This window comes from Veillonella sp. (assembly GCF_041333735.1).
Taxonomy (GTDB): domain Bacteria; phylum Bacillota; class Negativicutes; order Veillonellales; family Veillonellaceae; genus Veillonella.
Genome location: NZ_JBGKFB010000001.1, coordinates 1,355,790 through 1,368,922 on the forward strand (window position 1 = coordinate 1,355,790; position 13,133 = coordinate 1,368,922).

At 39.4% G+C, this 13,133-nt stretch carries 11 protein-coding genes; all 11 read left to right on the top strand.

The window, feature by feature from the left end; all coding sequences use genetic code 11:
• Positions 1-42: 42 nt before the first annotated feature.
• The 11 genes from guaD to ACDF53_RS06270 all read left to right on the top strand — a co-directional run bounded on the left by guaD (position 43) and on the right by ACDF53_RS06270 (position 13,116).
• Positions 43-1,332: a guanine deaminase gene (gene guaD / locus ACDF53_RS06220; protein WP_370815749.1), complete on the top strand. Its 1,290-nt coding sequence runs from the start codon at positions 43-45 to the stop codon at positions 1,330-1,332.
• Between the two features lie 163 nt (positions 1,333-1,495).
• Positions 1,496-2,449, top strand: coding sequence for a cation diffusion facilitator family transporter (locus ACDF53_RS06225; RefSeq protein WP_119206308.1), 954 nt, complete (start codon positions 1,496-1,498; stop codon positions 2,447-2,449).
• 124 nt (positions 2,450-2,573) lie between these two features.
• Positions 2,574-3,854, top strand: coding sequence for a serine--tRNA ligase (serS, locus tag ACDF53_RS06230; protein WP_295232225.1), 1,281 nt, complete (start codon positions 2,574-2,576; stop codon positions 3,852-3,854).
• 13 nt (positions 3,855-3,867) lie between these two features.
• Entirely contained in the window at positions 3,868-4,512 is a 645-nt protein-coding gene (gene fsa, locus ACDF53_RS06235) for a fructose-6-phosphate aldolase (RefSeq protein ID WP_105090294.1), read from the top strand.
• Between the two features lie 66 nt (positions 4,513-4,578).
• The gene (glpX, locus tag ACDF53_RS06240) at positions 4,579-5,541 is read left to right on the top strand and encodes a class II fructose-bisphosphatase (RefSeq protein ID WP_370815750.1); all 963 of its coding nucleotides are present in this window, start codon (positions 4,579-4,581) and stop codon (positions 5,539-5,541) included.
• 223 nt (positions 5,542-5,764) lie between these two features.
• Positions 5,765-7,030, top strand: coding sequence for a UDP-N-acetylglucosamine 1-carboxyvinyltransferase (murA, locus tag ACDF53_RS06245; protein ID WP_370815751.1), 1,266 nt, complete (start codon positions 5,765-5,767; stop codon positions 7,028-7,030).
• Positions 7,011-8,396 (top strand): rod shape-determining protein, encoded by a 1,386-nt coding sequence (locus ACDF53_RS06250; RefSeq protein WP_370815752.1) that lies wholly within the window; start codon positions 7,011-7,013, stop codon positions 8,394-8,396. The genes murA and ACDF53_RS06250 overlap by 20 nt, the downstream gene beginning before the upstream one ends.
• 215 nt (positions 8,397-8,611) lie before the next feature.
• Positions 8,612-9,955 (top strand): phosphodiester glycosidase family protein, encoded by a 1,344-nt coding sequence (locus ACDF53_RS06255; protein WP_370815753.1) that lies wholly within the window; start codon positions 8,612-8,614, stop codon positions 9,953-9,955.
• An 88-nt stretch (positions 9,956-10,043) separates the two neighbouring features.
• A complete protein-coding gene (locus ACDF53_RS06260) occupies positions 10,044-10,328 on the top strand; it encodes a biotin/lipoyl-containing protein (RefSeq protein WP_005387253.1) in 285 nt (94 codons plus the stop codon).
• A gap of 12 nt (positions 10,329-10,340) precedes the next feature.
• A complete protein-coding gene (locus ACDF53_RS06265; RefSeq protein ID WP_370815754.1) occupies positions 10,341-12,323 on the top strand; it encodes a SpoIVB peptidase S55 domain-containing protein in 1,983 nt (660 codons plus the stop codon).
• 31 nt (positions 12,324-12,354) lie between these two features.
• Positions 12,355-13,116, top strand: a complete 762-nt coding sequence (locus tag ACDF53_RS06270; protein WP_370815755.1) for an MlaE family ABC transporter permease — start codon at positions 12,355-12,357, stop codon at positions 13,114-13,116.
• Positions 13,117-13,133: the final 17 nt, after the last annotated feature.

The window sequence follows — 13,133 nt, forward strand, 5'->3', positions numbered from 1 at the left end:
TGAGCTTAGCACTTTAGGGCTCTAATTACGCAAGGAGGTTATATGAATTCGACAGTTATTTTAAAAGGGAATATCTTATATACACCGCGTCCTTCAGAATTTATATCGATTCAACATGGCTACATCATTGCCGTAGATGGTATAGTCGTATATTGTGGTGAAAGTATTCCACCAGCTTATGCAGATTATGAGGTTACTGATTATGGTGATAATCTCATTATTCCTGGCTTTGTAGATACACATGCACACGCTCCACAGTATTGTAATCGTGGCCTTGGGATGGATAAAGAACTTTTACCTTGGTTAGAAACCTATACATTTCCTGAAGAGGCAAAGTTTAGTGATCTAGATTATGCACGGTTAGTATATGGTGCCTTTGTACAAGACTTATGGCGCAATGGGACTACTAGAAGCATATTGTTCGGCACTATCCATAAAGAGAGCACGTTAGTGTTGATGGAACTTTTACAAAAAGCTGGATTATCTGCCTATGTAGGCAAAGTTAATATGGACCGCAATAGTCCAGATTTCTTGATTGAGGAAACAAGTCAATCTTTAGCGGATACGAAAGATTGGTTAGAAGCATCGGCTTCATTTGGTCCATTGGTAAAACCTATAATTACTCCTCGGTTTGTACCATCCTGTACAAGTGAGTTAATGTCTGGGCTAGGTAAATTGGCCGAAGAGTACAATGTACCAATACAATCCCATTTATCGGAAAATCACGGAGAAATCGATTGGGTTGCATCCTTACATCCGGAGTCACCAAATTATACAGATGTGTATTATGAACATAAATTAATGGGGCGGACGCCAACGGTAATGGCTCATTGCATTCATTTAAGTGATGTAGAAATGGAGCGTATGGCTGAAACACAAACTATGGTATCTCATTGTCCATATTCTAATGTAAACCTATCAAGTGGTATTGCACCAATTCGTAAGCTCATGAAACGGAATATACCAATTGGTTTAGGCTCTGATATTTCTGGTGGTCATATGGTATCAATGGCAAAGGTTCTTACAGAAGCCATTGGATTATCCAAAATGAAATGGGTGGAAGTAGATTCAAATTATGCGCCCCTCACATTAAGTGAAGCCTTCTATATGGCTACGAAGGGTGGTGGTAAGTTCTTTGGTAAGGTGGGGAGCTTTGAAAAAGGTTGTGACCTAGATGCCCTTATTATTGATGATACAACACTATTTGACCCGAATGAACGCACCTTAGAGGAGCGATTAGAGCGTTGGTTATATGTTGGTGATGATCGACATATCGTTGAGCGCTATGTAGCGGGCCATGTATTACCTAATCCGCAAGGTTTTCAAGGTTAATAGTTAACCTGTATTAAAGTTGGAAAAAAAGAATTTACATAGTATCCATAGCAGGTAGTTTGTATAGCATGCAATCTACCTGTTTTATTTTGACCTCGTGTTGCGCATCAATGCCTGTGGTGTATAATAAAAAGATATATAAATTAAGAAAGTGGGGTACTTGATGGATATATTAGGGGCAAGGCGCTCTATAGAACAGAAGTTACTTATGCAATCCGTAGGGCTAATGGCCCTTGTAGCAGTAAGTGGCACTATAATGGGGATTGTTACCGGTTCTAGTGCGGTCTTATTAGATGGTGTGTTTTCCTTTGTCGATGTTGTTATTAAGATCATGATGCTCATGACGGCCAAGTTAATAGCCCGTGAAACGAGTAAGCGCTTTCAATTTGGGTATTGGCAGTTTGAACCTTTGGTACTGGCTGTAGAAGGCTTCTTTATATTACTAATTGTAATTTACGCTCTATCTAGTGGCATTACAGATCTTATATCGGGCGGCCGTCATGTAGATTTTGGACCAGCCATTTATTATGCCATCTTCTTTACCGTAGCTGATACAATCTATTACTTGTATGTACGACGGATTAACAAGAGTTTACAGTCCAACTTAATTAAATTTGATAATGTGAGTTGGTATGTTGACGCGTTACTGGAAGCAGCTATCTTGATTAGTTTCGTAGTGGCTATTATGTTAGAAGGAACTGAATATGCCGATTGGGCCGCTTATATTGACCCAATTGTTCTTATTGTATTGGCTGTACAGATGATACCGTCAGCGTTCCGTATTATTATCCCATCCGTAAAACAAGTATTGGGATGGGCACCGACTTCATTGCATAATGAAGTGCAAGAAATTATGGATCGCTTTATGGAAAAGTACAATTTCAAAGATTACGTTTCTAGTGTACAAGTATATGGGAACACTCGAATTATTGAAATTGATATTTTAGTTCGTAAGAACTTCCCTTATCAAACGATTGCTGAAATCGATGCGATTCGTAATGAAATTGACCAGGAAATCGGAGGGAATCCAACGGAAAAATGGGTAACCATTTCTTTCACAGGCACCCGAAAATGGATGGCAAAAGATTATTTACTAGAAGAAGATGATGATGAATAGCATAAAAATTACTTAGAAATCTAGTAGATAGCCTATAATTTAATGATAAATACACCAATATATGGTATACTTAAACGTATTGAATATATTGTTCGTAGCATAGTTGGAAGATGAGGTTTATAGTATGTTAGACTTGAAATTTGTCCGTGAAAATATTGATTTAGTGCAACAAAACTTAGATAATCGTCACACGAAAGGCGATTTGGAAACCTTTGTATCCGCTTATGATGAACGTCGTCAGTTGATTGGTAAAGTAGAGGAGTTAAAAGCTCTTCGTAATTCTGTAACTGAAGAAATTAGCCAATTAAAACGCAATAAAGAAAATGCGGATGATAAAATCGCAGAAATGAAAAAAGTAGGCGATGATATTGCAGAGCTTGATAATCGTATTCGCGATGTAGAAGCTAAATTACGTGATGCGGCTTTGATGTTGCCAAATATGTGCGATGCATCTGTTCCTGTTGGCGCTGATGAAGATGAAAATGTGGAACAACGTAAATGGGGCGAACCACGTCAATTTGACTTTGATGTACAAGCTCATTGGGATTTAGGTGAAAATCTTGATATCCTTGATTTCAATCGCGCTGGTAAAATGAGCGGTGCTCGTTTCACTGTATATAAAGGTTTAGGTGCTCGTTTAGAACGTGCTCTTATTAACTTCATGGTTGATCTTCATGTAGATAAACAAGGCTACACTGAAATGATGACTCCATATATGGTAACTCGTGAAACCTTGACAGGTACTGGTCAATTACCTAAATTTGCTGAAGATATGTACCATGTAGAGGATACAGAATACTTCTTGATCCCTACAGCAGAGGTTACATTGACTAATTATCATAGCGGTGAAATCTTGAGCGAAGAAGAGTTGCCTAAATACTATACTGCATTTACAGCGTGCTTCCGTGCTGAAGCTGGTTCTGCAGGTCGTGATACACGTGGTCTTATTCGCCAACATCAATTCAACAAAGTTGAAATGGTTAAATTAGCTAAGCCTGAAGATTCTTATGCAGAATTAGAAAAGTTAACTGATAATGCAGAAGAAGTATTGCGTTTATTGGAATTACCATTCCGTGTAATTACACTTTGCACAGGTGATATTGGCTTTGGTTCTGCTAAAACATATGACGTAGAGGTATGGATGCCAGCTCAAGGCAAGTACAGAGAAATCTCTTCTTGCTCCAATATGACTGATTTCCAAGCTCGTCGTGCAAATATTAAATTCCGTCGTGGACCTAAAGGTAAACCAGAATTCCTTCATACATTAAATGGCTCTGGTCTTGCTGTGGGCCGTACAGTAGCAGCTATCTTGGAAAATTACCAACAAGCTGATGGTTCTGTTGTAATTCCTAAGGTACTTGTTCCTTACATGGGTGGCGTAGAAGTAATCAAGGCAGCAAAATAAGAGGGGGCATTTGATGAAGTTCTTTATTGATACCGCAGAATTTGATGAGATAAAAGAAGCGTATGCTTTTGGTTTTATCGATGGTGTTACTACTAACCCATCCCTTATCGTGAAAGCTAAACGCGATTTAAAACAAGTTATTTCTGAAATTGCAAATCTTGTAGAAGGTCCTGTAAGTGCAGAGGTTATTGCTTCCGATGCAGAAGGCATGATCGCTGAAGCTCATGAGCTTGTAAAATTAGGCTCTAATGTAGTTATTAAAGTGCCTATGACTCCAGAAGGCCTTAAAGCTGTTGCCGTGTTGAGCAAAGAAGGTATTAAAACAAATGTAACATTAATCTTCTCTGCTAACCAAGCTTTATTGGCAGCCCGTGCAGGTGCTACCTATGTGAGCCCATTTGTTGGCCGTATTGATGATATCAGCATGGATGGCCTTACATTAATTCAAGATATTGCAGACATATTTGCTATTCATGGTATTGAAACTGAAATTATTGCAGCTAGTGTGAGAACACCATTGCATATCATACAATGTGCTAAAGCCGGTGCTCATATTGCAACAGTGCCATTCAAAGTACTTATGCAAGCTATGAAACATCCGTTGACGGATGCAGGGCTTGAAAAATTTATGGCAGATTGGAAACAAGCTAATCAATAAGTTAAGTATTCGGCTCAATGTAAGAGTCATATTACAATACACACAGGACTTATAAGGAGGCCTATTATGGATCGTACATTATCTTTGGAATTTGCTCGTGTCGTTGAAGCGGCTGCTTTACGCAGTGGTCGGTTACTTGGCCGCGGTCAAAAGGATGCAGCGGATGGTCTTGCTGTAGATGCAATGCGTCAAGCATTTGACTCTGTTCGTATTTCTGGTACAGTAGTTATCGGCGAAGGCGAAATTGATGAAGCGCCTATGCTTTACATTGGTGAACATGTAGGTGCTGGTGGTCCAGAAGTAGATATCGCAGTTGACCCAATTGAAGGCACAAACTTGATTGCAAAAGGCCAAAATGGTGCGATTGCAGTTATGGCTATTGCTGAAAAAGGTGGCTTGTTACATGCACCAGATATGTACATGGAAAAACTTTGCGTTGGTCCTCGTGGTGCAGGTGCTATCGATATTACTAAATCTTTAACTGAAAATATCAAAAATGTAGCGGCAAAAATGAATCGCAATGTCGATGAAATTACACTTGTTATGCTTGATCGTGAACGTCATCATGGTTTGATGAAAGAAGCCCGTGATCTTGGTGCACGTATTATGTTAATTTCTGATGGTGATGTTAACCCAGCTATGGAATGTTGTATTGAAGGTTCTGGGGTACACATGGTTGTTGGTACTGGTGGTGCACCAGAAGGCGTATTGGCTGCAGCTGCTTTGAAATGCGTAGGTGGCGATATGCAAGCCCGCTTGAAACCAGAAACAGAAGAAGAAATTCGTCGTTGTCATGAAATGGGTATTACCGATGTAAATCAAGTACTTACATTGGATGATTTAGTTCGTACAGATGATGTTATCTTTGCGGCTACTGCTATTACTCGAGGTAATTTATTGAATGCTATTCAATACTTCCCAGGTGGTGCGCGTACACATACTATCGTAATGCGTTCTAAAACAGGTACTGTTCGTTTCTTAGATACAGTGCATATGGATGAGAAGTTAAAATCCTTAAAAACCAAATAATAATTAAGCCCCTCAAAATTGATATGTCCTCCCCATTTTTACTGGTTGTCCAGTAAAGGGGGTACATATCAAAAATGAGGGGCTTTTTTTCTCAGTATTTTCTCACAGTCTCTTGATGAGATATATCGAAAAATAGTATAATAACATTTAGTATATGACGTTATAAATACAACGTCTTGTAGTTCATACAAGATGATCGATATAAAGTGTAGGAGGAATTCTGTTGGAAAAGCTAATCATTCAAGGTGGCAACCGGTTGGAAGGCCGTGTACGTGTTAGTAGTGCTAAAAATGCGGTACTCCCTATTATTGCCGGTACTTTGCTAGCATCAACACCTAGTAAATTACTTGAAATTCCAAATTTGGAAGATGTAGGTACAATTTGCCAAGTTATCGAGTCTTTGGGGGTTAAAATTACTCGTAATAAAGCAGATGATGAAATTATCTTCGATGCGTCTACATTGACTGCTACGGAAGCTCCTTATGAGCTTGTACGCAAAATGCGTGCATCTTTCCTCGTAATGGGGCCACTTTTAGCGCGCAAAGGGGAGGCTAAAATCTCCATGCCAGGTGGTTGTGCGATTGGTGCCCGTCCTATCGATCTTCACCTAAAAGCATTCGAAGCACTAGGTGCTAAAATTGAAATTACTGAAGATTATGTATATGCTCATGCTCCAGAAGGCCTTAAAGGCACTCAAATTTACTTGGATTTCCCAAGTGTAGGGGCTACAGAAAATGTAATTATGGCAGCTTCCATGGCGGAAGGTAAAACTGTTATCGAAAATGCTGCGGAAGAACCTGAGATCGTTGATTTAGCAACATTCTTGAATGCAATGGGCGCTAATATTCGCGGTGCTGGTACAAATGTAATCCGCATTGAAGGTGTGCCTCAATTACATGGTGCAATTCATACGGTTATTCCTGACCGTATCGAAGCTGGTACATATTTGATTGCTGCTGCTATGGCTGGTGGTGACGTATTTGTAGAAAATGCATTGCCAGAACATTTGAAACCAGTAGTAGCTAAGTTAAAAGAAGCTGGCGTTACTGTAGAGGAAGAAATTGATGGTATTCGCGTTATCAGTACTGGCAAAGGCATTAAAGCTGTTGATATTAAAACATTGCCATACCCAGGTTTCCCAACAGATATGCAAGCTCAATTTATGGCGCTTACTACAATCGCTGAAGGTACAAGTACTGTAACAGAAACTGTATTTGAAAATCGCTTCATGCACGTTGCGGAACTTCGCAAAATGGGTGCCCATATCGATATCGACAACCGTCAAGCGATTGTAGAAGGTATGCCACGCTTACATGGTGCTGTAGTTAATGCTACAGACTTGCGTGCAGGTGCGGCTCTTGTTTGTGCTGCGTTGATTGCAGAAGGTAGAACTGAAGTAGGTCGTCTACATCATATCGATCGTGGTTATGATGATTTCGTAGGTAAATTGCAAAGGTTAGGTGCTGATATTGTTCGGGTTGACGAATAAAAGTACAGAGCCAAAACAGAATAAAAAGAAACGAAGCCGGCGCTCAAAAGGGCCGGCTTTATACAACGAGCAACAAAACTTAGGTGCTGCAAAGGTTGAAAATGCTAAAACCAGTTCTAATCGTAAACCATTACGAAGGACGAAACGCAAGTCTACGAAGCTTTCAGAAGGCGTAGCTAAGCAAGCTAGCCATTTGGCTTCCAATATGCGCGAAGCAATGGTTAAAGTCACCAAAATGCGCCGTGTTGAGCGTCGTAATCGTGAAACTGTTGCCATAGCGAAAACTACACCTGCTATGACATTAAAGCGATTAGTTCGTCCTGAACAAGTAGGCGATTTAATGGGACGATTGAATCGTTCATTGAATTTTGACTTAGGTATAGATTTGGGAACTGCCAATATTCTTATCTTTGCTAAAGGGAAAGGGCTTGTCTTAGATGAGCCTGCCTATATTGCGCGGGATGATAAAACTGGAGATATTCTTGCCTTAGGTGAAGCTGCACGTTCTATGGTTGGGCGTACACCTAAAGGTATATCTGTTATTCGTCCTGTTCAAGCGGGTGTTATCGCAGATTACGATATGACCGAATTTATGTTAAAATACTTTATTCGTTCCGTTGTGCCTGCTTCCAGATTGATGAAAACGCGTATTATCGTATGTGTGCCATCTGGAATTACGCCTGTTGAAAAACGTGCTATTTTAGAGGCTTTACTTAGAACAGGCGCTAAAAAGACTGTTCTTATAGAGGAACCATTAGCAGCCGCTATGGGTACAGGCCTCAATGATGCTGACCAAGTTGGAGCTATGGTTGTCGATGTAGGTGGCGGTACTACTGATATTGCCGTTCTTTGTGATACTGGCGTTGTAGTGAGTGAATCCCTTCGCATTGGGGGAGATTCCTTCAATGAATCTATTATTCGCTATATACGTCGTAAGAAGAGACTTGTTATTGGACCTTTAACAGCAGAAAAGATAAAGATTTCTGTTGGTACCGTAGATCGACGAGCTAAAGAACGAACTATAGAGGTTAGAGGGCGTGATGCTAGCTCTGGACTGCCTAAGATGGTTGCTGTTAATTCCTTAGAAATTCAACGTGCCTTAGAGGCGCAAGTGATGAATATTCTAGAAGGCATTAAATCGATTTTAGAAAAAACGCCTCCAGAACTTGTAGCAGCCATTAATGATCATGGTATTATTCTGACAGGTGGCGGTGCTCTCATCGATGGTTTAGATCGTGTTATTACACGTTCTGTTGGTATTGCATCTTATTTGGTAGACTCTCCGCGATATGCTGTTATCAAAGGGGTTGCAAAAGCTCTTGATGAAATGTCACAATTGCGTGATACATTGGATGAATTACAATAAAATATTTCATTGAAATAATGTAAAATTTGGAGAAGTTACTATTTATAGATAGGCCATTGAAAAATGGAATGACCGTAGATAGTAACTTCTTTTTTAGTGCATCCTTTTTGTAATTTTCATCTATATGATGTATACTATAGTAAAAGTATATTGCATAAAATTGATGTATGAATATAAATTTATCAATATGGGTTGTCGCTATAGAGGAATTGTAAATGAAACGATATTTATATATGACTTTTGCTGTGTTAGGCTTTCTAGGCAGTACAATACCTTATGCGGAAGCTGGAAATTTAACCGGCGTACGTGTATCTAATCACGAAGGTACAAGTCGAATCGTATTAGATGTGTCTGAAATGCCTGTATCTTGGACTAAATCTTATAATGAGTCCACACATGCTCTTACCCTTAACCTAGGTGGTACCACAAATGGATTGACTGGACCTGTAGCTCAAAATAACACGAAAACAGGTGTTTTAAAAGGTATTGGTTTGCAACCTGTTAATGGCGCTTTACAAGTAACATTGACGGCTAATAAGGATGTACAACACCATGAGTTTACATTGGAAAAGCCATCGCGTATTGTAGTGGATTTATTTTCTAGCTATGCTCAACAAACAACAAAAGATGTAAATAAATCCGTTACGTATAGCAAGATTAATAACACTGTAGCAGAAGGTAAGATTCAAGCCTTTGCGTTATCTGTTGATAATGATTCACCTATGGTAGTAGCCCATGTTCCAGAAGGAAAAACCTTATCATCTGTGATTCAATCACATACTGCCATCATTGGAGCAAAGGTAAAGGGCGGAAGTTTTGATCGTCCTTATTCAGTAGCTAGTGATGGAACGATTGATTTAGAGCGTATTTCTAATCGTGGCACCTTGCGATATACACCAAATCGGGGATATTTTATTGAGGAAAAGAGACCATTATTACAAGCTAAAACACAAAAAGATAGCTTCCTAATTACATCTGTTAATACAGGACGTAAAGAAAATGCCTTGACCCTATATACATCAGCTTATGGGCCTTCTACAAAAACTAATGATTTCGGCTATGAAGTGACGGTAGCCAATGGCAAGGTTGTTAGTGGTCAAAAAGGAAATTCTAAAATTGGAGAAAACCAATATGTATTATCTGGGCATGGAGAATCAAGAGATGCACTGCGTAAATTAAAAGTGGGCACACCGATTACGATTCAAAATAGACCGGAGTTAGCACAAGTTAGCACCACTGGTGGTGCAGCGCTACAAGCGGGTACTATGGTATTGAAGAATGGCAATTATGTAGGTGCTGATGGGACCCATAATAAAGCTCGTAGTTTCATAGGAACTACAAAAGATCATAATTTAGTGGTCCTCACTGTTGATAAAGCAGGCCTTCAATCTGTAGGGGTCACACAACAAGAAGGGGCCAAACTGTTATCTAATCTAGGTGTCGTAGATGGTGCTGAATTATCAAATCAAGGTAGCGTTGATTTAGTGGTTAATGATACGTACGTACATAAAGCTACTCCAAATCCTACGACCTATGAGGATATTGTAATTATAAAATGAATTCGTTGCATACAATTTTGTTTGAAATATTAGTAATAATTTAGTATACTATAAATACATAACTAATTTTGTAAAAGGAGGGATCGTTATGAAAAGAGTAGTGTTGGCCTTAGCTGCTTTAGGCATTTTAAGTGTTAGCTCTGTAATGGCGGCCCCTGTATCATACCAAAGTGTATTAACAGGTAAAGTTGCTTCTACAGTTTCTGTTGGCTCTGCTGTAACAGAAGGTCAAACATTGGTAACTGTAGAGACATTGGCTGGCCCTATGGCTGCTGCTAAATCTACTGTAACTGGTACTGTAACGGCGGTTAATGTTACAGTGGGTTCAGACGTTTCTCGTGATCAAATCGTTGTCACAGTAGAAAGTAAATAAAGGAGAGAAGGAATGAAGTTTTCTCATTCTTGGCGTCGGTATAGAAAAGCGATACTGGCGCTTTTCTTCTGTACTTCACTTACAGCTGCACAGGCTGTTGATTTCATGCCTGTCAATGATGTAACTACAGGTATGGAAGGTATTGCAAAAACTGTAATTGTAGGAGATACCATTTCAACCTTTGATGTAAAGGTACTGGGTGTCATGAAGGATAAGGGGCCATCTGGTCATCTTATTTTGGCAAAGTTCTCTGGTCCTGTTATGGAAAAAACTGGAGGCATTGCTCATGGCATGAGTGGTAGTCCTGTATATATAAATGGCAAGCTCGTTGGTGCTGTTGCCTATGGATGGGGCTTTGCAGACGGTACAATCGGGATGATTACCCCTATTGAAGATATGGTGAAATTATGGAATATTCCATATGAGAAGAATCTATCTAGACCATGGGATGATAAACAATTGATTCCTCTTGGCACACCACTTATGGCATATGGCTTTGATGCAGCGTCCATGGATTACTTTAAATCCAAGCTGCCACAATATAAATATGAAACATATGATACAGCTAGTGCTAGTGGTGATGAAACTGCAAAACCTTTGGAGGCTGGTGGCTCTGTAGCCGCATTATTAGTTGATGGTGACCTAAAACTTGGTGCTATTGGTACTGTTACCTATGTAGATGGTGAAAAGATTGTTGCCTTTGGTCATCCATTCTTGAAACATGGCTCTTCAAACTACTTTATGCATAATGCAAGTATCTTTACGGTAGTTAAAAGTTATGATGCTGCTTTCAAATTAGGCTCTATGGGCAAAGAAGTAGGCTCAGTAACTGAAGATAGAGGTGCTGGTATTGCTGGCGTATCTGGAGTGATCTCTCCAGGCATTCCTATGCGCTTCCATTTGAAAGACCTTGATATGGGGCGTGATAAGACTAGCTCTGTTAAGGTCATTGAAGATAGTGAAATGACACCGACCTTAGCGGCTACATCTCTATATAATATGTTGAATAAAACATTAGATCGTAGTGGCGCTGGTACAGCTACAATTTCTTATACTATTACTCCAAGAGGTAAAGAACATAAACCATTGACACGAACTAATATGTTCTATAGTTCTGACTCTATCTCAGAGAAGGCTGTTGATGAGTTCTACAATGTTATCGATGTTCTTATGAATAACCGATTCATTAATTATGAAATCTCTGATATCTCTGTAGAAACTGAAGTAACACAAGATAAGAAAACTGCGAAGCTTATTGATGCGTCTGCATCTTCTACCATTGTTTCTCCTGGGGATACAATCGTTGTAGATGTAACGTTGGAGCCATTCCGCGGGGAGAAGGTTGTTAAACAAATCTTCTTTAAAGTTCCTGAAAATCAAGCTGTTGGTCAGTATACCTTAGAGGTGCGTGGGGGCGGTGAAATCCCATTACCTTATGTATTAGAAAAACAAAAATACAATTTAACTGATGAAATCTTACGTCGATTAAAAGTTCATAAAGATTTTGATGAGCTTTATGATGAAATTCAAAAGACTGATACGAATAATCAAATCGTTGTAGAGTTTTTAGAAGATGGCATTAGCCTTGTTGATGAAGATGGTTCCAAATCTGTTAAAAAAGCGAAACTTAAAGATGTAGAATCAAAACCTACGCCAGGGGATGTAAAGAAAAAAACTGGTCAAGAAGATTTGAGTTCCAATAAGGATGATGACAATCAAATCGAAAAGACTGCTGTTGATACAGAGTACATCGTTCAAGGTGATGGTCAATTTACAATTCATGTTATGAAGCCAGCTGATCGTGATAAAGCACTAGCTAAACGCGTAAAAGAAGCTAAAAATCAAATCAAGATGGAACATAAATTAGAGTTGGAAGACCAATCAAAAAAGGATAAATCCAGTAAAAAAGATGTGAAAAAGTCTGATAAAAAAGACACAAAAACACCTGAGAAAAAGGATGAATCTAAAGTAAATGATACTAATTCAGCTGAGTAAGCTGAAAATGTAAGGGGAAAGGGCTAGACTGTTGAATTGGCTTGAATCGATAGGTCGTGTTGTAATACATGGCCTATCACAGATGGGTAGTGCTACATTATTAGTGTGGCAAACAATAAAACAACTGAAAATGATTAATCTGTGGCATGTATTCCAGCAGATGGCTCACCTAGGTGTAGATTCATTGCCGATTATTAGCTTAACGCTACTATTTGCAGGGGCGGTTATGACCTTACAGATTACAGATGTATTAATTACATATGGTGCACAAAGCACCGTAGGTGGTCTTATGGCTGTTGCTATGGGACGTGAATTAGGTCCCATCTTGGTAGGGGTAGTACTAGCTGGCCGTGTTGGCGCTGCCATCACGGCTGAAATCGGTACAATGAAGGTAACCGAACAAATCGATGCGCTTCGTGTTATGGCTGTCGATCCTATAGGTTATCTTGTGGTACCTCGTGTAGTAGCATGTATGATTATGGTGCCAATTTTGGCATTTTATGGTGTTGTGATTGGGATTGCGGGCGGCTACTTTGTAGCTACCGCTATCAAAGGGTTAGCACCAAGTACCTATTTAGATTCTATTCAAATGTTTTCTACCATTTCAGACTTCACACTTGGGCTAATTAAGTCCAGTGTATTTGGTGCTGTTATTGCATTGGTAGGGGCCTATAAGGGAATGGAAACTAAAATGGGCGCAGAAGCTGTAGGCTTCTCCACAACTAGTTCTGTTGTAACTAGTATTATTTTAGTATTTGTATTAAATTACTTTTTATCTACCTTGTTATATTAGTAGATACGCTAGAGGGA

Excerpts from the sequence above, each read along its gene's own strand:
- ACDF53_RS06260 (WP_005387253.1), top strand. The coding sequence starts at position 10,044 with ATGAAAAGAGTAGTGTTGGCCTTAGCTGCTTTAGGCATTTTAAGTGTT.
- ACDF53_RS06255 (WP_370815753.1), top strand. The coding sequence starts at position 8,612 with ATGAAACGATATTTATATATGACTTTTGCTGTGTTAGGCTTTCTAGGC.
- fsa (WP_105090294.1), top strand. The coding sequence starts at position 3,868 with ATGAAGTTCTTTATTGATACCGCAGAATTTGATGAGATAAAAGAAGCG.
- serS (WP_295232225.1), top strand. The coding sequence starts at position 2,574 with ATGTTAGACTTGAAATTTGTCCGTGAAAATATTGATTTAGTGCAACAA.
- glpX (WP_370815750.1), top strand. The coding sequence starts at position 4,579 with ATGGATCGTACATTATCTTTGGAATTTGCTCGTGTCGTTGAAGCGGCT.
- ACDF53_RS06265 (WP_370815754.1), top strand. The coding sequence starts at position 10,341 with ATGAAGTTTTCTCATTCTTGGCGTCGGTATAGAAAAGCGATACTGGCG.
- ACDF53_RS06225 (WP_119206308.1), top strand. The coding sequence starts at position 1,496 with ATGGATATATTAGGGGCAAGGCGCTCTATAGAACAGAAGTTACTTATG.
- guaD (WP_370815749.1), top strand. The coding sequence starts at position 43 with ATGAATTCGACAGTTATTTTAAAAGGGAATATCTTATATACACCGCGT.